Below are 23,246 nucleotides of genomic sequence, written 5' to 3'. Positions count from 1 at the left end.
CTAACACCAAGGCAAAACCATGTTCCAAGAATACTTACCTAAAGAAATTGCAGTTGGGGAGATTTATTTCCCGCCGCTACTTATTGCGTTTGGTACTGCTTATGTAGCGGCAAATTTGACCATGGTGCTAATTGGCCGTTTAGGCGCGATGAAATATTTATATGCGCCTGTGTTAGTTGAATTATCACTGTTGGTGATATACGCGGTTGCGCTAAGCCTTTACGTTTTTCCTGCATAAAACACTAGGAAATTTAAATGAAAACCAAAATATTAACTGTATTGCTAGTGGTTGTTGCCGCTACGTTGGCAGGATTAAAGTACCAGCATTATCTTGCCAATCCTTGGACTCGTGATGCGTTGGTAAGAGCCAATATCGTAGAGATTACTCCCCGTGTTACTGGGCCGGTTGTTGCGATTTATGTAGCAGATAATCAGCGAGTAAAAAGCGGTGAGTTGTTGTTTGAAATTGATGATAGCGTTTATCAAACCGCAAGCCAGCAAGCAAATGCAAATTTAGCCCAAGCAAAAGCAGTTTTAGCCAGGGCTAACAACGAACAGCAAAGAATGAGCGCTCTAGAAAAACGTACTCCAGGTTCGGTACCAGTAATCACATTAAACAATTTGCAAAATGATGTTCTATCCGCGCAGGCAAATGTTAAAGCTGCGTCTGCTGCGCTAAAAGGGGCTGAGCTTAATTTAAGTTTTACAAAAGTGTATGCCAGCAAGGATGGTTACATTACCAACTTCAATTTAGCTGAGGGTGCACATGTAGTCGCTAATCAACCGGTTGTTGCTTTAATCGATGAGTCTAGTTTTTGGATTGAAGGCTTTTTTAAAGAAACGGATATAGAAGCGATGCAGCAAGGTAACATGGCTAAAATCACTTTGATGAGTTACCCCGATACGCCACTAAAAGGCCAAGTAAGCAGTATTGGTTATGGCATAGCGCAAGCAGACGGCAGCACGAGTACTCATATGCTGCCAAGTGTTAACCCTAACTTTGAATGGATACGCTTGGCCCAGCGGCTCCCGGTTAAAATTACCGTGACCGAGCTCCCAGCTAATGTTCAGTTAAGAGTAGGGACTACAGCTTCAGTTATGATTAACAAGCAGGTATCCGCTAATGAGCGTAGCTAGCATAAAAGCGATTAAAGTTGCCATTAGCCTAAGTTTAACCATTGTTCTAGCGCTAAGCTTTGGCTGGGAGAAACCCTATTGGGCAGCTATTGCGGTGGTAGTAATGGCAACCACCGAAAGCTTTAGCCACGCATTACATAAAGCAAGGCAGCGAGTGATTGGTACTGCCAGTGGTGTAGTGCTGGGGTTTGCATTATTGGCTTTATTCGGCCAGCAGCGGGAACTGTTTTTGCTAAGCGAACTTTTATTGGGGGGCACTGCCGCTTACATGTCTGCCCGCTCGAAATATGCTTATGTTTATAAGATGGCGTTTATAGTGGCAGTGATCGTCTCGTTAGCGAGTGGTTTAAGCCAATCGCTAAGTTTCAGCCTTGCGGTGCTTAGGGTGCAAGAAACGATATTAGGGGTAGTTGTTTATTCGCTAGTTTTTAGCTTGTTGTGGCCAGAGGTAAAAGATCCTAAAACACTGCCGAAGCAAGTTCTTCTTAGCCAAGCAGAGGGGCGTTTACGTGCACTTAAGTTTGTTGTCGTTACCCTAGTCAGTTGGATGTTATGGATATATCTGCCTATGCCTGGTGGATTTATGTTTCCACTCATTGCTGCAACTATGGGCCTTAGCATTATCGAATTTCCTTACCACTACCTCAACAAGATATTAGGATTAGTCTATGTTTGGGCTTTTGTTGTGCTTACTCAGTATGTGTTTGTGTTACCACTTTTAGACAATGCATGGCAGCTTGGGGCATTTTACTTTGTGAATACATTTGCAGTTTGGCGTTTGTTTCCAAAGGATAATCAAGTACCCATGAGGATCCTTGGCGGCCAGTTTTTGGTATTGCTAACGATGAACGCTCAGCACTTAAGGCCGGTATTTGATATAAATGCCTCATTGCAGATGCTGTTATTCCTGAGCCTAATTTTAATTATCGTTCGTTTTGTTATTCACTTTGTAGATACATTTTTTAGCACAAACATGTTGGCTGAAGCCAAGTGAGCCGACAACAATTGTTAATTGGCATGCACTTTTCTGCACTTGGTAAACGGACTGTATTGCAATAACCTTCTATTCATTACCACAATTTCGCAAAGGGCCCTTAGCTAGCATTAATCTTATTAGGTTGCGTTTTGGTGGTGCTGTCTTTGCAGCCTTCATCGAAGCTCTTTTGATTATCTAATCCGAACAAGGATGTTGGGTGATCTGGTCTTTATCTAGTTGCCTATCCGGCGTTATCTCCATTGTTTAAAGCCTACAAGTTTTTCAGTTAGCCAGGTATTGGATAAGGCTAATAATTAAACTGAGGATTCGATCCATCATCACTGATTAACGCCTTAATCTTGCCTCTTTTATTCTACGTCCATCAGCAGAGCGGGGAGTCGTTGCCAGCTCTATTTATTCGTTGACCTAACGTAATAGTTAGATAGGGACGTTTGCTTATACGTTTCGTTGATAAACCTTTTGAGTTTTTCAATTTGGAACTGTAATGACAACACTTTACAACACAACACCACGCTCTTGGATTAAAGCAGCATTACTATCTAGTTTCATGTTTTCTGCAACCGCATTTGCGGAACACGAAGACACCTCTAACTTAGAGAATGCAAATGAATTTAGCGAGTTGCGAGATTTAAATATTCCTGAACATCTTCCAGGCTTGGCCTTAAGTGATCTAGGACAAACTGAGCACTTTGTTGAGCACGTAACTAAAAGCTTTACAGGAAAACATGGTACCGAAACAACAGAGTACTTTTTGGTCCATAGTACCGACCTTAAAGGCCGCATGAATCTGAACATTCGTTACAAAGAAGAAAGCCTAAAACACAGAAAGGGCTTATTAAAAGAAATCGAGAAGCTGGCGATGACAGAATACAAGTTGCGCCAATACGCGAGTACCTACGACAAAAATTCGTTGCAGGTTGACCAGAATAACGATGGTAGTGCGACGGTTAGTTTTAACTACTCAAAGTTTGCGCTGCCACAAGACTTAGCATTTTTCCGATTTATGCAAGTGAAAATGACGGTAAGAAACGGTTTAGTGAAAGAAATGGTTATTACCAATAATCAACCGTTCAAACACGATCTAGGAAGAGTAAATAAGTATCGCCAGGTACTTAAACTTGAAGTGCTAGATACTGGTGAGTACGTTATTAAACACAAAGAGGTAAACGCAACAGGTACATGTAAAGGCCATGCCTGCGAATTAGACATGGAAATCAAACCTGTCGCGTTTTACGACAATGCTGCGGGAGCCATTATTAAGGATCAGCAGTTGCTTTCAGAGATGTCTGATCCCCGTGTTCGCGAAGAAAACGTAAAATTAGAAAATGTTCTTCCATTTTTTGGCGATACGTTACGTAGAAAGGGCATTGACTTGCCAAAACCCTATGGGTTTTCTATGGCTTACCGTGGCCAAGAGACTAACTTCGATTTTACCAGCTTTAGTGTTTTTGGTTTAAGCCCAGCACTTTTAGAAACTTTCTTCGACCCAGAAAAAACTCATGCGGTAGTAAATACCGAGAGCTTTACCCTTCGTGGAGACGCCTACATCTTGCCATTTTGGAATGTATTTGGCTTGGTAGGAAAGCTAAACGTAGATGCCGATGTACAAGCCCATTTTAAAGGGATCGACCAGTGTATTGGTCTGGTGGTTGGAGACAAGTGTTTAGGTGAACACATTTACGTTCCATCGGGTGATTTTAACGTTCCAATTCACCTTCAATATGACTTACTTGGTGCAGGCACCACCTTGTCTATCGGATATAAAAACTTGTTTGCCTCGCTAACTGGCACTGTAACCAAAACCAAAATGAATGGTGCAGATGATTGGGGGGGCAGTATTTTTACCGCACAACCAATGCTTGGTTACCAGTTTCAGCAACAACGAGCTCAAGTATTTATTGGTGCTGAATATCAAGGATACGATGACTACATGACAGGTACAGTACGTTTCCAAGGTATTGAAATGGACTATAACGTAGGTATTCGCAGTCAACGTTGGGCTGGCCTCATTGGCTTTAATAAAGAGCTAGACAAAAACTTCAATATCACTGGCATTATTAATGTGGGTAAAGACCGCACAGCTGCCACCTTAAATGTTGGTTACCGTTTCTAAGTATTGTTGAGCAAGGATGCTCGTCTAAGTTCTCTATCTTCACGTTTAAATTTAGGTTCCTTATGCACTCTATTAATCAATGTGTAGCCATTCTAGTTTCCAACTTTTGGCGAAGTAGGCCGCTGGTGGTACTAGGATTGTTTTGTATGTTAGCGGGGTGCTCAAGTGCGCCACCGCCAATAGCTAAAGACTTAACTAGCAACTGGCAGCCCGAGACTGTGCCTGCTCAAGTTTATTTAATACCAAATGGGAAGGAGGCGTTAGCTCATCGCATAGCGGCAGTTCGAAACGCTAAGTCTTACGTATTGCTGGAGTATTTTACTTGGGACCATGACCTAAGTGGTGCCTACTTATACAGAGAACTTAGAATGGCCGCCGACAGAGGTGTAAAAGTAAAGTTAGTTCTTGATGACCTACTTGAATTTAATGATATGTGGTTAAGAACATTGGCCGCTCACCAAAACATTGAAATACGCATTTTTAATCCTTTTGAAGCGCGTCAGCTAGGCTGGTTTAGCCGCATGTTTGATTTTCAGATCCATAAAAACAAACGTAATCATCGCTTACATGAAAAGCTACTGCTAGTGGATGGTGATTTAATGATTACTGGTGGGCGCAATATCGGTGATAGTTATTTTGAATACAGTAAAAAAGCAAACTTTTTCGATTTGGATTTGTTGGTAAAAGGAGCTGTGTTAGCGGCCTTTGAGAAAAACTTTAATCAGTTGTTTCAGAGTGAGAGTGCGGTTGATGTTCAGACCTTAGTGGGGATACCAAGGGCAGAAGAGCGCGACTATTTTTTAGCGGGTTTTGCCAAGCTTGCCAACAAATACCCATTGCAGCTAGCTGCGATTGCGGGCAGTGTATTAGCTATCGCTGAACCAGAATACACTTCTGTTGAAGCGACCGCTTTGTTTGATTCACTTAATAAACTTGAAGACAAACAACCTTATCATCGAGAGCGGTTGTCTAAAACTATTCAGCAGAAGCATAAGCAGATTGACCAGCTTGTTATATCTACACCGTATTTATTGCCTAAAGCCGTTGGAGAAAGTGATATACAAAGGTTCAAGCAAGCTGGTGCAAAGGTAACAGCAATTACTGCTGGTAAAACGGGCAGTGATTCAGCGTTTGTTGGAGCGTATTATTCCCCCTATCGAAAACAGTTATTACAACAAGACGTTAAACTCTATGAGTTTGCTCCAGACAAAGAGAAAGGACACGTTAAGCATTATTACCACGTAAAAGCGTTGGTTGTGAATAAGCAGTGTAGTTATGTTGGGTCCTCTAATTTTGATCCGCGCTCCGATCATCTTAATCTCGAGTTTGGTTTGTACCTATGCGGAGAAGGCTTTGCTGAACAGTTAGAAGAGTATCTGTTCCAAGATCGCGATACCCATTTGTGGCAACTTGGATTGACCGAGAAAGGAGAGACTATTTGGCAGCAAGGAAAACAACAGCGCATTAAGGTGTCAGGGAGCAAAATAAGCGATGCGATATATCGCTCGCTGGGTTTAGTTTACGACCTCTAAGTTAACGGGCTTGTTGTTGCAGTTCTTCAAGCCAATGTTGATGATAGCTATTAATTTGCTTGGGAAGAAAATACTTAGTGAGCCAGCTTATTCCATTACGTTGGGTTGTCTCAGTAATAATTGAACAGCCGTCTGCTTGGCAGTCTAACTTCCAAGCGTGATACATATCTATACTGCCAGACTTGCCTTTCCAAGCGATTTTTTTGTTAGGCACAAATTCGACCACTGTGCATTCGAATTGAAGCTTTTTAGTTTTCCAAAGAAAGACCGTGCCTTTTTCTAACTCTAAGCCGTTACCGTTTAACAGCTGCACAGAGGTCGCTTTATTCTTCCAGGTTGGCCAACACGGCGCCTTAATCAAACATGCCCAAACTCGCTCTGCAGGGACTTTGCTGGGCACAGCATTTTTAACATGAATTTGCGCGTTTCGAGGATGATAATAATCTGGCCAGTTAATCTTTGTTTCCTTGAACATTCGCTTCACCATAATGAGTAAACAAGCAATATCGACATAAAAGAGCTTACATTTATATATTGTAGCGCAGGGTGTAACTCGCTTTTGTTTGGTTCGGATATATTGCGTTTTACCTATGTTAACGAGTGAAGCAACTTTCTCCAACTAAGCATAAAAAATACGTCTATCCAATAAGTTATAACGATACTACTTTGACGGATTTAGTCCTACAAACAAGATTTAGCACTACGCCAAAGTAAGCTTAAAGTAGCGTAATTCCTTCAAAAGCTGAATTTGCCAGTTTTAGAGTTAAACAAACAACTAAGTAATTAAACAAAGGTTATTAATGAAAACTACATGGGCGGCGATGGCGTTGTCGGTTTTGTCTATTAGCGTTTATTCAACCGATAGCACTGCCTCATATTTTGACGAAGTTGATGGACAGTTTGATTTGGGGCATCACCTTGCAGAGAATGCCTATGGCTTTTTGCCTATTCCTATTCTAATAACTGAACCTGCTGTTGGCGCTGGTGGCGGTGCTATGGGGCTATTTCTTCATGAAACTGAAGAAGAGAAAATAGCCCGTAAGAAGCTAGCGATGTCATCACTAGATGGTGGTGCACAGTTGATACCCTCGGCAATTACTTTAGTGGGAGCAGCAGGCACCGAGAATGGTACTTGGTTTGCTTTTGCCGGACATCGACATTCATGGATGAAGGATTCAATCCGCTATACCGGTGGAATGGGCTTGGGGAAAGCTAATCTGAATATTTATAAAGATCTGTCTTTAGGTGATTTTACTAAAAGCATGCAGATTGGTACTAAAACCGAGGGCGCTCTAGCCCAGCAAAAGCTTCAGTTTCGTATCGCTGATACTCCTCTGATGTTGGGTGCTAAGCAAATTGTAGGTGTAAGCAAAGTAACGTTTGATACTGGTAACTCTAATGCGGATAAGCTGCTAAATGGCTTGTTAGGCAAGGTGTGGGGGGATGAGTCGATCACTTCTGGTCTAGGTTTTATTGCCGAATACGACACCAGAGACAATATTTTTTACCCAACTAGGGGGTATAAACTAAACGCAGATTACATGATTTACGATAAAAAATTGGGCAGCGATTGGGACTACCAAAATTTGAATGTGGACGGAGAGGTGTATATTCCATTAGGTAGAAAATGGAACCTAGCTTTTGCTGGCAATTATCAGCTCTTTAGCTCTGATGAATTGTTTTTATCACCCACAGCGCGACCCTATGTAGGCTTGCGAGGGGTATCCGCCTATCGGTATCAAGGTGACGAGATTCATACTCTACAATCACAACTTACTTACTCGATTGATCACCGTTGGACTATCTCGGCTTTCTATGGTGCTGGACAAGCACTACAGGAAAGTGAGTTAGCTACAGATGAAAGCGTACAGTCTGTGGGCGCAGGCTTTCGTTATCAAATCGCCCGAAGATATGGTCTTCGCCTAGGGATGGATTTTGCCTATAGCGGCGAGGAAAGCGCAGTGTATTTCCAAGTAGGGAGTGGTTTTTAAACCCTAGGTGGATACTAACCAAATTCCCACTCCAATCATGAGCGTTCCGGAGATGCGGTTTAACAAGCGTACATTGCCGCTTTTGTTTAGGAATAACCGTAAGGTTTTTCCACCGGTTGCATAAAGAGTCATACAAACAAACTCAGAAATTAGAATTATGCCCACCAATACACTCAGTTGCAGGGGAAGGGCTTTGTCCGCTTGGATGAAAGGCGGTAACAGTGAAATCATAAAGGCCCAACCTTTAGGGTTTGCTATTGCTGTTACCAGCCCCTGAGTGGCTAATTGCCAAGGGCTAACTTGCGCTTGCTGTTCAATTTTTTCGGGTATGGCCATCTTTCCGCGAGAGCGCCACATTTGGATCCCTAAGTAACCAAGATAGCTGCCGCCAAGCCATTTTAACAAGGTAAACACGTCTGGGTAACGCAGCATAATTGCAGCAACACCAAGTACTGCAAGCACCGCAACTATGCCTACTCCTACCATTTCACCTAGCATCATCCAAAAGGTGCGGCGCAGCCCAATGGTCATGCCTAAGGTCATCGCTAGTGTCATACACATGCCAGGTGTAATAGAAACGAAGAAGAAGGTAGGGATAAAGATGAGTAGGGTAGACAGATCCATGGAGTAACCAACAGCATTTTTCAAAGGCTACAGTGTACTCTTTTTATTTTTAGATAAAAGTTGCCAGAACTATTCGTTGTCTTTGGTTAGTTGTATGGCTACAAAATTTGGCGACGCTGATAAATGCCTGTTAAACACGGATTGCTTTGGTCTAGAGACAATAAAAAAATAGTTCTAACTCTGCTTTTTCTCCCCAGTGGAAGACTAGATAGAATTAACAAAAGAACAAATAGTTAGCCAAGATTAAGGAGAGAAAACTACGCCATTTGCGCGCATGATTACTCACTAAGTGCGGCGCGTGTTTATTTCGTGGTTTTGGTAGAATAAAGGTTTTTATTCTCATTGTGAGGTTCGGTTGATCTTATTGGTGATATTATCATTTGCAGTAGGCTGTTTTTTGAACTGTGTCACTAAGCTGACTTGAATAAGCTCTTGACTGTAAATTGAACTGATTTAGGTCAAAAATTCTTCAGATCTAGCGTTCTACAGTATAAGGACAATAAATGGATTTAATGTTCTTACAAGGAGTAGGTAATGAAAAACCGTTGGCTTATCGCAGCATCTGCCGTTGGGCTACATGCCTCTATCGGTTCGGTATACGCATTCAGCGTATTTAAGAAACCCCTAGGTCAGCTGTTGGAGTCAGCGACCAACAATGAAATTGCTTGGACCTTCAGTTTTGCGATTTTCTTCCTAGGCTTATCTGCAGCGATTATGGGGCACTTCGTTGAGAAGAATGGTCCGCGCAAAGCGGGTATGCTCGCAGCTACGTTTTTCGGTGGTGGCCTGTTAATTGCGGGTTTTGGCGCCTATATTCAAAACCTTTATCTGATCTGGCTCGGCTATGGTGTGTTAGGCGGCATAGGTTTAGGCATTGGGTATATTACTCCCGTATCTACCCTCGTTAAGTGGTTCCCAGATCGTCGTGGTCTTGCCACTGGCTTAGCGATTATGGGCTTTGGCTTTGGCGCTATGGTAGCAGGCCCGGTGTTTAACTTTATTATTGAAACCTTTACTGTTGAGGGCAATGGTATTGCTTACACTTGGTGGATCACCGGAGTTGTATATCTAGTTATCATGTTTGCTTCTGCGTCTTATTTAGAGCGGCCACCACAGGGTTGGATGCCAGATGCAATGAAGGCTGCGGTTGAGTCAGGTGAAAAGAAAGTTGTAGAGGATTTAACCCAACTAACAGCTAACGAATCGGTTAAAACTGGTCCCTTTTATGGCTTGTGGGTGATGATGTTTATTAACATCTCCTGTGGCATTGCGGTTATTTACGCGGCCTCACCCTTGGCTCAAGAGAGCATTGGATTAAGCCCGGCGGAAGCTGCTGGTGTGGTTGGCTTAATGTCGCTATTTAACGGACTGGGCCGAATTGCTTGGGCTTCTCTATCTGATGTGCTTGGTCGCCCAAATACCTACATGATTTTCTTCTTAATTCAAATTGTTGCCTTCTGTTTGCTGCCAAACATTACCAGCATCATTTTGTTCCAAGTTGTTCTATATACCATTCTAACTTGTTACGGTGGCGGCTTTGCAACCCTGCCAGCGTTTATTGGAGATCTCTTCGGTACTAAGGAGCTGAGTGCGATTCACGGCTACGTGCTTACCGCCTGGGCACTGGCTGGTTTGGCTGGCCCACAGATCGCAGCTTACGTTAAAACAACAACTGGCAGTTACGAGATGACACTCTACATTTTTGCTGGTGTATTTGTTATCGCCTTAATCGCGTCTTTGTTGATGAAGTCTTACATGACACGCGCGCGTGCTGAAATGGATGTGGCAGCGCAAACGGCTCACGCATAAGCAAATGTTGCGGTAACTATAAAAAAGGGGCTGTGAGCCCCTTTTTTAGTCACTAAAGAGTGTGGTCGCCATTAGACAAAAGAGCTTATTCTGATTGGGTGCTCTTGAGTCTATAACTTCATGGCTGTGTTTGGTTTGCGGCATGGATTTATATCTTTAGTGGGAATTTCCTATAGCTTGCTTCTTATCAAACTGAACACATTTACAAGGTTTCAAAGAGCCGAAAATTGCCAGTTAGCACTATTTTGTTAAATGAATCCTAGATAGTAATTTTGTTTCTGAAGCTTTAGAATTGGCCTGTTAGCAGAGTTCTGCATTATTTTTAACCAAGGAATCTTGAATGATCATTGCAAAAGACGACGTTGCCGTTTTTGAATACACTGTAACCGCTAATGGCGAACAACTTGATACTTCCGAAGGCAAAGAGCCTTTGGCAATTATTGTTGGCCATGGTCAGTTAGTACCTGGCTTAGAGCAAGCGCTAGTTGGCAAGCAGGTTGGCGACAAGTTTGATGCAGATATTGCTGCCGAAGATGCTTATGGCGAGCGTAACGATAACCTTGTTCAAGCTGTGCCAAAAAGTATGTTTGGTGATGTTGAAGTGGAAGTAGGCATGCAGTTTCGTGCTACTACTGACGAAGGTGAGCAATCAGTAATTATTATCGGCATGGAAGAAGACGAAGTAATTGTTGATGGCAACCACCCATTAGCCGGAATCGATTTGGCTTTCTCAGTTGAAGTGACCGAAGTTCGTAAAGCAACTGAAGAAGAGTTAGCTCACGGCCATGTTCACGCTGCTGGTGGCTGTGGTCACCACCACTAAGCCTGCTAGAGTTGGTCTTCTATTGGTAGAAGACCAACTATCCAAGCTTGAAACTTTCGCCATGCGCTGGCTTTAGGCTCGCTATCGTAGCGTACTTCAGCTTGCTCCCTAAATGTTTCTACCCACTCTAGTTGCTGCTTGTCATCTAGCTCTAGCAAATAGCTTTTAAATGGTAATTCGTCATGCACTGCGTTAAACACCAGGTATGCCAAATCGGGGCAGGTGAGTAACAAGCCCATTTCGGTATTTAGATTGATAGAGCGTGGATCCCAATTAAAAGAGCCAATAAAGAGCTTTTCTTCATCAATTACAAAAACTTTGCTATGCAAACTTGCCCTAGATGCACCTTTACCAAAAAAGGCTAAGCGTTGTTTTTGCTTTGCATCCGGTTTTACTTCATAAAGAAATACATTCCCTTCTACCAAGCGTTTGCGATACTTTTTGTAACCAGAGTGAACGGCTGCGACATCGGTTGCTGCAAGCGAATTGGTAATCACACTTACGTCTATGCCTTTGTGGGCAAGTTCTACTAACCCTGAGGTACCTTCTTCTCCGGGCACAAAATAAGGAGAGCTAAGTAAAATACTTTGCTCTGACTGCTCAAGTACACTGGCTAAATTTGTAGATACGTCACTAGCAAAGTCGCCATCTTTATTGGGGTGATCAACTAGTAGCCTGCCGTCACACCAATATAGATAATCCCGAAAGGTTTTATCTTCGATTAATTTTGCGTAACGCAAATGAGCAACTACAAAAGACTTAACACTATTTTTAAAAACCTGTTGTTCTAAACGGCGATATTGAGCTTGTATGTCTATTTGCTTGGTATTTAAGGATTCAATAGGGTAGCTTCGAATGTTATTCCAGTAGAGATCAAAGGCTTGATTTACTTCATCGACTATCGGCCCTAAGGCAATTGCATCGATGTCAGAGAACTCCAGATCATCTTTAGCGCTAAAGTATTCATCGCCGATATTGCGTCCGCCAACTACGGTAATTAGGCCATCGATAGTTAGCGATTTATTGTGCATGCGGCTATTTAAACGCTCAAAGTCACCCACCATGTTTGTTGCTCTAAAGGTGCGGTCGTAAAATGGGTTGAAGACCCTTACTTCGATATTGTCATGCAAGGCCATGGCTTTGAGAACATCGTCGTAATTAGAGGTATTAATGTCGTCAATTAGCAGGCGAACCCGTACACCTCGGTCTGCTGCCCCAATTAAGTTGCCGAGGAAAATGGCTCCCGTCATGTCTTCTTTAATCATGTAGTACTGCGCATCAATGCTTAGTTGCGCTTCTTCAATTAACGCAATTCTAGCGGCAAAGGCACTTATGCCATCAGACAGAACCGCAATGCCATTTTTACCTGGTTGATATTGGGTAATTTGATTTACTTTGAATTGATTTTCGGACTCGACACCGGGCTTAATGGTGTAGCTTGGCTGCTTATATTGTTGAATTAGCTCGTCAGATGGGCGCTGGGCGCAGGCAAAAAGCAGTTGGCTTACAAAAAATATTAAAAGTAGGTGAGCGCTAGGCCGCTGCAATTCCATATGCTTCTTCAATAAGTAACTCGCTAAATATTAAAAGAAATTTTAGGTTATTTGTGGTCATTTAGCTAGCGAGTTTACAGAGCTAGAGCCTGTAATTGTTAACTTGCTGTTAATCCGTTTCCTAGCAACTAAAATAACGTATATAATGTCGCGCTTGATTTTACGAGACCAATTTTTATGCAAACTGCGCCAACTCTATTTAAACCTGAAACTTGCGTGAATCGTCAGCGTGCTGCTGCGCCATTCTTACCTATGTCACGTAAGGAAATGAAAACCTTAGGTTGGGATAGCTGTGACATTATTTTGGTAACTGGTGACGCTTACGTTGATCACCCCAGCTTTGGCATGGCAGTTATTGGCCGTATGTTAGAGGCCAAAGGCTTCAGAGTTGGGATTATTGCTCAGCCAGAGTGGACCAGCAAAGATGCCTTTATGAAACTAGGCAAGCCCAATTTATTTTTTGGGGTAACTGCTGGCAACATGGATTCGATGATCAACCGTTACACGGCAGACAGAAAGCTACGACATGACGATGCTTATACGCCAAATAATGAAGGGGGTAAACGCCCCGATCGCGCCGTAATTGTATACTCACAACGCTGTAAAGAAGCCTACAAAGATGTGCCAGTGGTACTTGGCGGAATAGAAGCAAGCTTACGCCGTATTGCCCACTATGATTACTGGTCTGATAAAGTGCGTCGTTCGGTACTGTTTGATGCAAAAGCAGAGCTACTTATCTACGGAAATGCTGAGCGTCCTTTGGTAGAAGTTGCACACCGCCTTAGCCAAGGTGAGGCAATTAGCGAACTAAATGATGTTCGCGGAACGGCGATTATTCGTAAAGAAGCGTTACCTGGCTGGAGTGGCTTAGACTCAAGCCATCTAGATAAGCCTGGAAAGATTGACCCTATTCCTAGCCCGTATACCGAAATAGAGGAAAGCTGTTCGACTAAAGAGACCGAGACAGTTGACCCCAAAGAAGCCGAGCAAGCTAAACCGATTGTTGTGCAATTGGAAAAGAAACGCCCTTGGGAAAACGTATATATTAATTTGCCAGCGTTTGAGCAAGTTAAAGTTAACCAAGTGCTTTACGCCCATGCTTCTCGGATTTTCCACTTAGAAACTAACCCAGGCTGTGCCCGAGCATTAGCTCAACGCCATGGTGATAGAATTGTTTGGCTAAACCCACCTGCGTTGCCGTTAAGCACTGAAGATATGGATGGCGTGTTTGGTTTGCCTTATCAGCGTGTGCCGCACCCAAGTTACGGCAAAGCTAAGATCCCTGCCTACGACATGATTAAGTTTTCAATTAACATCATGCGTGGTTGTTATGGTGGTTGTACTTTCTGTTCAATTACCGAGCACGAAGGGCGAATTATTCAAAGCCGATCAGAAGATTCCATCATCAACGAGATCGAGCAGATCAGAGATCAAGTTCCTGGATTTACAGGCGTTATTTCTGATTTAGGTGGCCCAACGGCCAATATGTATCGACTAAATTGTAAAAGCCCAAAAGCCGAAGAAACTTGTCGCCGCTTGTCTTGTGTTTATCCGACTATTTGTCACCACATGGATACCGACCATACACCAACCATTGATTTGTATCGTAGGGCTCGAAAGGTGGAAGGGATCAAAAAGATTCTAATTGCTTCTGGTGTGCGTTACGACCTTGCCATTGAAGACCCTCGTTACGTTAAGGAGCTCGCCTTACACCACGTTGGCGGCTACCTAAAAATTGCGCCAGAGCATACTGAGGAAGGCCCATTATCTAAGATGATGAAGCCGGGTATGGGCACTTATCATAAGTTTAAAGAGCTGTTTGATAAATACTCAAAAGAGGCCGGTAAAAAGCAGTACTTGATCCCTTATTTTATTTCAGCGCATCCAGGCACTAAAGATGAAGACATGGTGACACTGGCTTTGTGGTTGAAGAAGAATAAGTTTCGATTGGACCAAGTGCAGAACTTCTATCCATCGCCTTTAGCCAACGCAACGACTATGTATCACACCGAGCGAAATCCGCTGCATAAGGTTAGCCATACTAGTGAACGAGTATCGGTGGCCAAGAAAGGGCGTCAACGCCGCTTACATAAGGCCTTGCTTCGTTACCATGATGAGAATAACTGGCCAATCATCCGCGAAGGCTTAACCAATATGGGCCTTACCAAGTTAATTGGCAGTGGCTTACACCATTTGGTGCCGGCAGACAGTAAGCGAGGAAGTCGTGGGGCAGGAAACCGCGGTTATAAAGGGGCGAAAAACAGCAATTTTGCAGCCACTCGCTTCACTAACAAGCAATTTAAGCAAAAGCGTTAATCAAAGAAAAGCGGCGTAAAGCCGCTTTTTTATATCAAGTGTCTAAGAACATCTAAGCTGACACACACTACTAGTGCGTGAACTGCCCATCTAATTAATGAGTACTCATCGGCATTTAGGTTGTTGACGGGCTTGAAGAAGATCCGCAGAGGATTGAACCAATCTTGATGGCGTTTAGCATGTAAAAACATCGCTCTTATCGCGAAGCTGATTGCCAGAATAAGGCAACTGGCTTCGCCCATCAGTAGCGTGTTATTCATGCGTTTACGCTATATGTTCAAGATACATCACGGTTAATTCAACTCGCGATTTAGCATTCAATTTACGAAGTAGACTCTTCACGTGAACTTTAACCGTACCTTCGGTAATTTTTAAAGTAGACGCTACTTCGCGGTTGCTGGCACCTTTGGCTATTTCGTTAAGCGTTTGTAATTCACGCTTGGTGACTGTTCCTAGTTTTTCAGCAAACTCGTCGGTTTCGTGCAAGCAGCTAAGGAAGGGGACAAGCTCTTCACTTAATACCTGTTTGCCCGCGGCTGCCTGTTTTAATTGCTCGTGCAGTTGCTCTGGTTCCATATCTTTAAGCAAGTAACCGTCTGCACCAGCGTTAATAAGTTTAATAACGTCTTGTTTCGAATCAGATACAGTGAGGATAATGATGGTAGAGCTTACTTGTTTCTCACGAAGTAGCTTTAAAGTATCTAAACCTGATAATCCTTTCATGTTTAAATCTAATAGCACTACATCGGGTTCTAGCTCACTACAAAGCTCCACAGCTTGAGCACCACTGCCAGCTTCAGCAACTACGTTAAACTCAGGTTCAATGCTTAAAAACTGCACAATGCCTTTACGCATTAAAGGGTGGTCATCTACAACAAGAATGTTGATTGGGTCGCTCATAGCTTGCAGGATCCTTAATTACTCTTTCTAGGAAAGGTTAGTTTTACCGAAACACCACCGGACAACGATTGCTCAAAGCGAATATCTCCATCTAGTCGCTGAGCTCGTTCTTGCATTATTTGCAGTCCGTAATGGTCATTAACTTGTTTTAGTTTGCCACCCTGTAAGCCATTATCCGCTATTTCAACAGAAATAAGCTCAGAGTCACCAATACATTTAACCCAAATTTTATCACAGTCAGCATGTTTTAGAGCGTTTATGATCGCTTCTCGAACAATTTGTATTATGTGAATTTGCTTATCTGCTTCCACCATATCGTTGGATATATTGGTCTCAAGCTCTATGACTTGAGAGTGCTGGGTATTTAATTCGTCTACCAACACTTGTAGTGATTCAACCAGTAGGGCGTTTTTAATGGTTAATCTGAAGGTGGATAGTAACTCTCGTAACTGTATGTAAGCGGCGCTTAATACCGATTGTATTTCTTCACTAATCTCAAAGCTTTGTTGGCAATCGCAAGGGCTTTGCTTAAGTTGCCTTTGTAACAGGCTAGTTTGAATTTTTAAATAAGATAAAGACTGTGCTAAAGAGTCGTGTAACTCGCGAGCAATCGTAGCGCGCTCTTCCATTAACAGCAGTTTTTGCTTTTGCAATAGGCTTTGTTCGAAACGCAGCACTTTAGTAATCGTGCGGCAGTAACTGGTAACAATTGCTGCTCTATCTTCGGGCACCATAGGCAGCTGCAGAGAGCCATATTGCTCTTGATTTAGCTGTAAGGATATTGGTTCTTCAAACTGAACATTTTGTTGGTGTAATTCAACCTCAATGTCCAATTTATCGATGTACAGCTTGGCGCCCTTAATACCTAAGGTTTCGCAGAGCAGCTTAAGTGATTGCTCTAGGTGTTCCTCATTTAAAGTACTGTTAAATAGCGTTTGCTCTAGGTTGTACAAAAAGTTTAAATCGCGGTTAGCGCGGCGAAGCTCTTTAGTTTTGGCTTTAACTTGATTTTCAAGTGTTTGGTAAGAGTGCTCCAAGTCTTGTGACATAGACATAATGCCTTTTGCCAAGGTTTCCATTTCGATGCTGGCGTAACGGGTTGGCACAGAGATTTTAAAGTCACCTTGTTGCACTTGCTTGGCTGCTTCTACTAATCGATAAATGGGCTTGGAAATATTCTTTTGAATGTACCAAAGCGTGTAAACGGCAATAAAAGTGATGATGGCAAAGGCAATTAATTGAAGCAGGGTTAGTGAGAATACTTTGGCTTCGGAGTTATATTGGGTTTCTGCTACAAATTCGTCGATTAGGTCGACAAATCCTACAATTTGGCGGTCAAATTCGTCGATATTCTTTTCTATAACAAAGGGTTTTAGTTGTACCCAGCGTTGTTTAACTTTTTGGTAGCGCTGGTTAATTGCATCATCTTGCTCGGCGGCTTTAGTTAAAGCATCACTGTTTAACGAGGTTTCAAATTGTTGAATTTTACGTTCTACTTCTTTGTCGTAAACATTTAAAGCATGTGCCATTCGGTAACTTTGCATACGCAAAGAGCCAGCTATATTGATTGCTTCTGCATCATTTAGGCTGTTTACCAAGGTGGTCAACGAACCAATTGCTACCAAGGCAAAAAGGAACATCATCACACTTAACAAGCGGATTACCGCTGTGCCTATGGAGCGTTTGCCAAAAAAACGTTTCAAAAATAAGTCCTTTTAATTCAATAAAGTTAACCGACAAATATCACAAAGCCAGTGTAACCGTTTAAGAAAGCACTTAACAAATTAAGATTTATTGCTTAGCATTAAAGTATCACCGAAGTCTAAATCGACCTAAGTCACAATGATATGGCGTTTAGACCCTTAGCATCGACTAAGCAGGGTAGAGTGCAGAAATGGCTTTGCCTCCCGCATTTGGAAAGGTTGATTTATGTTATCGGATTCATTTTCCCGAAAATTTTTCTATTTGCGTTTGTCTCTTACCGACGAATGTAACTTCAAATGTAACTATTGCTTACCTGATGGTTATCATTGCGAAACGCCTCATAGTAATCTCAATTTATCTGAGATAGCTCAGCTTGCTAAATGCTTCGCTAAATTAGGCACAAACAAAATTCGTCTTACTGGCGGAGAACCAAGCCTTAGAAAAGATTTAGTCGAGATTATGGAAGTATGCGCAAATACTACGGGCATTCAGCAACTAGCGATGACTACCAACGGTTTTAAACTGGCGAATAACGCTAAGCGCTGGCGTGATGCGGGGCTTACTCATGTAAATGTGAGTGTTGATAGCTTAGATCCACGTCAGTTTGAGTTGATCACTGGTACCAAAACTTTCACTAAAGTGATGGCCGGAATTGATGCGGCATTAGAGCAAGACTTTACTGCGGTAAAACTCAATGCTGTGCTTATAAAACAGATGGCCCAGCAAAACTTTCGAAAGTATTTGGAGTGGATTAAAGACCGCCCGGTTGAAGTCCGTTTCATTGAGTTAATGCAAATGGGTGATCAACCCGATTATTTCCACAAACATCATGTTGCTGGCTCTGGATTTAAACAACTGCTACTCAACGAAGGTTGGGAGCAGCAAATTCGAGCTCATAATGCTGGGCCTGCTCAAGTCTTTCAGCACCCTGATTACGCCGGCAAAATCGGCCTTATCATGCCGTATTCTAAAGATTTTTGTGCTACCTGTAATCGCCTACGGGTTTCATCACAAGGCAAATTACATTTATGTTTGTTTGGTGAAGAGGGGGTAGAGCTCCGCGATTTGCTGCAAAACCCTTCTCAAATAGACGTATTAAGCAAGCGTATTGAAGACGCATTACAAACCAAAAAAGTTAGTCATTTCCTCCACGACGGTAATACCGGCGCTACTCCACATCTCGCATCAATAGGCGGATAAGTTTTAGTGCGTGATAGAAATCACGCACTATACTTGATCTAAATCAATCATTTGAGTAAACACCCCTTAAGGGGTATGTTTTTGATTGTTAATAAAATTTACGCTTAACCCCAAGAAATTTAGGGTGGTTTTACCAGTAATGTTAAAGCCTGATTTCGTAAGGAAAATTGATGTCTGTAGACCTGTCTAAACGTCGTATGTTTAGTACTAACAAAGCGCTTCGCAGTAAACAACATCACTCTCTACCTTGGTTACAACAGTCTATTGAAGCTGGCTGTACTCAATGTGGAGAATGCGTCAAAGCATGCCCTGAACAGATTATTGTTAAGGGTAATGGCGGTTTTCCAGCAGTTGATTTCACCAAAGGTGAGTGCACATTTTGTTACGACTGTGCAACGTCTTGCCCCGAGTCTTTGTTTCACCCGAAGCAGCAACCTGCTTGGTCTAATTCTGTTGACGTTAATGCCTCTAAGTGTCTGGCACAAAACGGTGTTTATTGCCGAACGTGTAGCGATACCTGTGAGCAAAGAGCCATTAGCATTAAGCCATTACTAGCGGGAAAAGCAGAGGTACAAATTAATTCTGAGCACTGCAACAGTTGCGGGGCTTGTATTTCAGTATGTCCAAGCCAAGCCATTGAAATAAAGGAAGTTGGATGAACGAAGAGTACCATATTAGTAGTGCGGTGGTGTTGTGCCAACCAGACCGTATTAAAGAAGTCATCGATCAAATTAGCGATCTGGAAGGACTAGAAGTACACGGTTTTAACCCTGAGGGGAAAATCGTTGTTTCTATAGAAAGCCAGACGCGCAATAACATAGTAACCACCCTAGAAGACATCGGAAAATTGGAAGCGGTACTAAGCAGCAATCTAGTATTTCACCAATTTGAATCAGCTAATGAGGAAGTATTATGAAATGGACTCGCCGACAGTTTGTTAAAGCGAATGCGGTAAGTGCCGCAGCCACCGTTGCTGGTATTAGTTTACCTGCAAGTGCCACCAACTTAATTACTTCGTCAGAAGAAACAAAAGTGAAATGGGATAAAGCTCCTTGTCGTTTTTGTGGTACTGGCTGTAGTGTTTTAGTTGGCTCTCAGAACGGCAAAGTTGTTGCCACTCAAGGCGACCCCGAGTCTCCAGTAAACAAAGGCCTTAATTGTATTAAAGGTTACTTCCTTTCAAAAATTATGTACGGCAAAGACCGTTTAACCACGCCTTTGTTACGTATGAAAGATGGCAAGTTTGATAAAAATGGCGAGTTTGCTCCAGTTTCATGGGACCAAGCCTTCGACATTATGGCGGAGAAGTGGAAAAAAGCACTTGCCGATAAGGGGCCAACTTCAGTAGGTATGTTTGGCTCTGGCCAATGGACCGTTTGGGAAGGTTACGCTGCAGCTAAACTTCATAAAGCCGGCTTTTTAACTAACAACATCGACCCTAATGCGCGTCACTGTATGGCTTCGGCTGTTGGTGGTTTTATGCGCACCTTTGGTATTGATGAGCCTATGGGCTGTTACGATGACCTTGAAGCTGCAGATTCGTTTGTGCTTTGGGGCTCAAACATGGCAGAAATGCACCCAATTTTGTGGTCTCGCTTAACTGATCGCCGTTTGTCTGCGCCACACGTTAAAGTTCACGTACTGTCTACCTTTGAACATCGCAGCTTTGAATTAGCTGATAACGGCATGGTGTTTACGCCACAAACCGATTTGGCAATTCTCAACTACATCGCCCATTACATAATCGAGAATGACAAAGTTAATTGGGACTTTGTAAACAAACATACTCACTTCAAACGCGGTGAAACAGATATTGGCTACGGACTACGTCCAGAGCATCCATTACAAAAAGCAGCGGCTAACCCGGATTCAGGCAAAATGACCGATATGAGTTTCGACGAATATCGCGAGTTTTTGAAAGACTACAATGTAGAAGCAGTGGCGAAGCTTTCTGGCGTACCTGCCGAAAAATTGGAAGCGCTAGCGAAAGATTATGCCGATCCAAATGTTAAAGTAACTTCGTACTGGACCATGGGCTTTAACCAACATACCCGTGGGGTATGGGCAAATAACTCGGTGTACAACATTCACTTGTTAACCGGCAAAATCTCAGAGCCTGGCAACAGCCCATTCTCACTAACTGGACAGCCATCTGCATGTGGTACCGCCCGTGAGGTGGGAACTTTCTCGCATCGCTTGCCAGCAGATATGGTTGTAGCTAATCCTAAACACCGCAAAATTGCAGAAGACATTTGGAAGCTACCAGAAGGAACCATTCCGCCTAAACCTGGTTACCACGCTGTATTGCAGAACCGTATGCTTAAAGATGGCAAGCTGAATGCTTACTGGGTTATGTGTAATAACAACATGCAAGCCGCGCCAAATATCAATGAAGAGGGTTTGCCTGGTTACCGCAATCCTGAAAACTTTATTGTTGTATCTGACCCATACCCAACAGTTACTGCCCAAGCAGCCGATCTTATTTTACCAACAGCAATGTGGGTTGAGAAAGAAGGTGCTTATGGTAACGCTGAACGCCGTACGCAGTTCTGGCATCAGCAAGTGTCTGCGCCGGGTGAAGCGAGATCAGACTTATGGCAATTGGTTGAATTTTCTAAGCGCTTTAAGGTTGAAGAAGTATGGCCAGCAGAGCTACTAGCTAAAAAGCCTGAATATAAAGGCAAAACCTTATACGATATTTTGTTCCGTAATGGCGTAGTTGATCAATTCCCTGTTGAACAAGTAAACGCAGAGCTTAATGATGAAGCAAAAGATTTTGGTTTCTACGTTCAAAAAGGTTTATTTGAAGAATACGCTGAGTTTGGTCGCGATCACGGCCACGATTTAGCGCCATTTGATATTTATCATGAAGTACGCGGTTTACGCTGGCCTGTGGTTAATGGCGAAGAAACGCGTTGGCGTTTCCGCGAAGGCTCTGACCCTTATGTAAAAGCTGGCGAAGAGGTTAACTTTTACGGAAAACCAGATGGCAAGGCACTAATTATTGCTACGCCTTACGAGCCTGCGGCTGAGTCTCCGGATGAAGAATACGATCTGTGGTTAAGTACTGGTCGCGTATTAGAACATTGGCACTCAGGTTCTATGACGCGTCGAGTTCCAGAGCTATATCGAGCGTTCCCTGATGCGGTATTGTTTATCCACCCAGAAGATGCAAAACAACGTGGTTTTAAACGTGGTGATGAAGTGATGATTCAATCACGCCGCGGTGAAGTTAAATCACGAATTGAAACTCGTGGCCGTAACCGTCCACCTAAGGGTTTAGTGTACATGCCTTGGTTTGATGCCAAGCAGCTCACCAACAAATTGACCCTAGATGCAACAGATCCGCTTTCTAAAGAAACCGACTTTAAGAAGTGTGCAGTTAAGTTAGCTAAGGTTTAACGCTATTAAAAGCATTGAAAGCCCCTCGCTTTCAATGCTTCGCTAAAAAATATTTGCCAAGGTGGCGGAGAGAGTATTATGAAAATGCGAGTTTTATTATCTGGTCTATTAAGCAGTTTACTGCTTTGCGGAGTAGTAGTCGCAAATGACTACGTAAGTAATGGTGGTGTAGCTTCACTGCGGGGCGATACTGAGCTAAATACCCAAAACTCAGCAGCTGGCTTAAAGTCAGTGGTTGAACAAGACAAACCCTATGATGCCGATTATGTGTTTCAACCACCGTTGATCCCACACCAGATTCGTCATTACGAGATGAGCCTTAACGCTAATAAGTGTTTATCTTGTCATAGCTGGAAAAATGCCCGAGAAAGTGGTGCAACTAAAATTAGTGTAACTCACTATGAAGCGCGCGACGGGCAAGTATTGGCGGATGTGTCTCCTCGCCGTTACTTCTGTTTGCAATGCCACGTGCCTCAAAATGAAGCGGCCCCGTTGATTGAAAACGAATACGAACGCGTAGAGTCTTTACGCTAAGCATTAGTTTAACCAGAGGCTAAATTATGAAGTTATTGAAGGCATTTTGGCGCAAACTCAGTACTCCCAGCAAAGCTGCTGTGGGTGTTGTGCTAGCGCTTGGTTTTACAGGCGGTATTCTATTCTGGGGTGCGTTTAACACCGGTATGGAAGCAACTAATACCGAAGCGTTCTGTTCCGGTTGTCACGCGCCAATCGTAGCTGAGATACAAGAAACAATTCACTATTCAAACCGTTCAGGCGTGCGTGCTATTTGTTCAGATTGCCACGTTCCACATAACTGGACTGATAAAATTGTACGTAAGGTTCAGGCAAGTAAAGAACTAGTAGCCTTTGCTATGGGTACCATTAACACTCAAGAAAAATTTGAAGAGCGCCGTAAATATTTAGCAGAGCGCGAATGGCATCGTATGAGCCAAAATGATTCTCAAGAGTGTAGAAATTGTCACGAGTTTGAATTTATGGATTTCTCAGAGCAGCGTCCTCGCAGTGTTGCGCAACACTCAGATGCGTTAGCTAGCGGGGAAAAGACCTGTGTTGATTGTCACAAAGGCATTGCTCACCGGTTACCGGATATGAGTGGTGTTGAAGGCTGGTAGTAAAATAAGGAA

Annotated in this window: 20 protein-coding genes and 1 riboswitch; of the genes, 15 read left to right on the top strand and 5 right to left on the bottom strand. The window is 43.0% G+C overall.

What is annotated here, in order from left to right:
• Positions 1-19: 19 nt before the first annotated feature.
• The 5 genes from ACYFDN_RS00545 (at position 20) to ACYFDN_RS00525 (ending at position 5,779) form a co-directional block, all read left to right on the top strand.
• Positions 20-238 (top strand): DUF1656 domain-containing protein, encoded by a 219-nt coding sequence (locus ACYFDN_RS00545; RefSeq protein ID WP_483509658.1) that lies wholly within the window; start codon positions 20-22, stop codon positions 236-238.
• Between the two features lie 17 nt (positions 239-255).
• A complete protein-coding gene (locus ACYFDN_RS00540; protein ID WP_483509657.1) occupies positions 256-1,137 on the top strand; it encodes an efflux RND transporter periplasmic adaptor subunit in 882 nt (293 codons plus the stop codon).
• Positions 1,124-2,131 (top strand): FUSC family protein, encoded by a 1,008-nt coding sequence (locus ACYFDN_RS00535; RefSeq protein WP_483509656.1) that lies wholly within the window; start codon positions 1,124-1,126, stop codon positions 2,129-2,131. Before ACYFDN_RS00540 ends, ACYFDN_RS00535 begins: the two co-directional genes overlap by 14 nt.
• A 487-nt stretch (positions 2,132-2,618) precedes the next feature.
• Positions 2,619-4,247 (top strand): hypothetical protein, encoded by a 1,629-nt coding sequence (locus ACYFDN_RS00530; protein ID WP_483509655.1) that lies wholly within the window; start codon positions 2,619-2,621, stop codon positions 4,245-4,247.
• A gap of 146 nt (positions 4,248-4,393) precedes the next feature.
• Positions 4,394-5,779 (top strand): phospholipase D-like domain-containing protein, encoded by a 1,386-nt coding sequence (locus tag ACYFDN_RS00525; protein WP_483509654.1) that lies wholly within the window; start codon positions 4,394-4,396, stop codon positions 5,777-5,779.
• Between the two features lies 1 nt (position 5,780).
• Here the strand turns inward: ACYFDN_RS00525 and ACYFDN_RS00520 are convergent, their stop codons facing one another.
• The gene (locus tag ACYFDN_RS00520; protein ID WP_483509653.1) at positions 5,781-6,254 is read right to left on the bottom strand and encodes an SRPBCC family protein; all 474 of its coding nucleotides are present in this window, start codon (positions 6,252-6,254) and stop codon (positions 5,781-5,783) included.
• A 325-nt stretch (positions 6,255-6,579) separates the two neighbouring features.
• Between ACYFDN_RS00520 and ACYFDN_RS00515 the strand changes: the two genes are divergently transcribed.
• Positions 6,580-7,770 carry a BamA/TamA family outer membrane protein gene (locus tag ACYFDN_RS00515; RefSeq protein WP_483509652.1) on the top strand — a complete coding sequence of 397 codons (1,191 nt, stop codon included), beginning with the start codon at positions 6,580-6,582 and terminating at the stop codon, positions 7,768-7,770.
• 3 nt (positions 7,771-7,773) lie between these two features.
• On the opposite strand, the gene ACYFDN_RS00510 is transcribed toward ACYFDN_RS00515, so the two are convergent.
• Entirely contained in the window at positions 7,774-8,394 is a 621-nt protein-coding gene (locus ACYFDN_RS00510) for a LysE family translocator (RefSeq protein WP_483509650.1), read from the bottom strand.
• A 534-nt stretch (positions 8,395-8,928) separates the two neighbouring features.
• On the opposite strand from ACYFDN_RS00510, the gene ACYFDN_RS00505 reads away from it, so the two are divergent.
• Together ACYFDN_RS00505 and ACYFDN_RS00500 are read left to right on the top strand one after the other, a co-directional pair.
• Positions 8,929-10,203 carry an L-lactate MFS transporter gene (locus ACYFDN_RS00505; protein ID WP_483509648.1) on the top strand — a complete coding sequence of 425 codons (1,275 nt, stop codon included), beginning with the start codon at positions 8,929-8,931 and terminating at the stop codon, positions 10,201-10,203.
• A gap of 340 nt (positions 10,204-10,543) precedes the next feature.
• Positions 10,544-11,026 (top strand): FKBP-type peptidyl-prolyl cis-trans isomerase, encoded by a 483-nt coding sequence (locus ACYFDN_RS00500; RefSeq protein WP_483509646.1) that lies wholly within the window; start codon positions 10,544-10,546, stop codon positions 11,024-11,026.
• A 5-nt stretch (positions 11,027-11,031) separates the two neighbouring features.
• Here ACYFDN_RS00500 and ACYFDN_RS00495 read toward each other — a convergent pair whose 3' ends face one another.
• Entirely contained in the window at positions 11,032-12,591 is a 1,560-nt protein-coding gene (locus ACYFDN_RS00495) for a phospholipase D family protein (protein ID WP_483509644.1), read from the bottom strand.
• Between the two features lie 165 nt (positions 12,592-12,756).
• Between ACYFDN_RS00495 and ACYFDN_RS00490 the strand changes: the two genes are divergently transcribed.
• Positions 12,757-14,895 (top strand): YgiQ family radical SAM protein, encoded by a 2,139-nt coding sequence (locus ACYFDN_RS00490; RefSeq protein ID WP_483509642.1) that lies wholly within the window; start codon positions 12,757-12,759, stop codon positions 14,893-14,895.
• A gap of 264 nt (positions 14,896-15,159) precedes the next feature.
• Here ACYFDN_RS00490 and narL read toward each other — a convergent pair whose 3' ends face one another.
• Together narL and ACYFDN_RS00480 are read right to left on the bottom strand one after the other, a co-directional pair.
• Positions 15,160-15,795, bottom strand: coding sequence for a two-component system response regulator NarL (narL, locus tag ACYFDN_RS00485; RefSeq protein WP_016401821.1), 636 nt, complete (start codon positions 15,793-15,795; stop codon positions 15,160-15,162).
• 14 nt (positions 15,796-15,809) lie between these two features.
• A complete protein-coding gene (locus ACYFDN_RS00480; protein ID WP_338626219.1) occupies positions 15,810-17,498 on the bottom strand; it encodes a type IV pili methyl-accepting chemotaxis transducer N-terminal domain-containing protein in 1,689 nt (562 codons plus the stop codon).
• 98 nt (positions 17,499-17,596) lie between these two features.
• Positions 17,597-17,735: riboswitch (molybdenum cofactor riboswitch) on the top strand.
• Between ACYFDN_RS00480 and moaA the strand changes: the two genes are divergently transcribed.
• From moaA to ACYFDN_RS00450, 6 genes are all read left to right on the top strand, one after another.
• Positions 17,725-18,699, top strand: a complete 975-nt coding sequence (gene moaA / locus ACYFDN_RS00475) for a GTP 3',8-cyclase MoaA (protein ID WP_483509641.1) — start codon at positions 17,725-17,727, stop codon at positions 18,697-18,699. Its footprint overlaps the riboswitch before it by 11 nt.
• Positions 18,700-18,869: 170 nt before the next feature.
• Positions 18,870-19,358 (top strand): ferredoxin-type protein NapF, encoded by a 489-nt coding sequence (gene napF / locus ACYFDN_RS00470; protein ID WP_016401818.1) that lies wholly within the window; start codon positions 18,870-18,872, stop codon positions 19,356-19,358.
• On the top strand, positions 19,355-19,615 hold the full coding sequence (locus tag ACYFDN_RS00465; protein ID WP_483509639.1) for a chaperone NapD: 261 nt from the start codon (positions 19,355-19,357) through the stop codon (positions 19,613-19,615). Before napF ends, ACYFDN_RS00465 begins: the two co-directional genes overlap by 4 nt.
• Positions 19,612-22,101, top strand: a complete 2,490-nt coding sequence (gene napA, locus ACYFDN_RS00460) for a periplasmic nitrate reductase subunit alpha (protein WP_483509638.1) — start codon at positions 19,612-19,614, stop codon at positions 22,099-22,101. Before ACYFDN_RS00465 ends, napA begins: the two co-directional genes overlap by 4 nt.
• Positions 22,102-22,185: 84 nt before the next feature.
• On the top strand, positions 22,186-22,635 hold the full coding sequence (locus ACYFDN_RS00455; RefSeq protein WP_040307189.1) for a nitrate reductase cytochrome c-type subunit: 450 nt from the start codon (positions 22,186-22,188) through the stop codon (positions 22,633-22,635).
• A gap of 26 nt (positions 22,636-22,661) precedes the next feature.
• Positions 22,662-23,234: a NapC/NirT family cytochrome c gene (locus ACYFDN_RS00450; protein WP_016401814.1), complete on the top strand. Its 573-nt coding sequence runs from the start codon at positions 22,662-22,664 to the stop codon at positions 23,232-23,234.
• Positions 23,235-23,246: the final 12 nt, after the last annotated feature.

This window comes from Agarivorans sp. D1326, from assembly GCF_056958115.1.
Note: the sequence above shows the minus strand (reverse complement) of the source record. Positions and strands in the feature narration are given on the sequence as shown.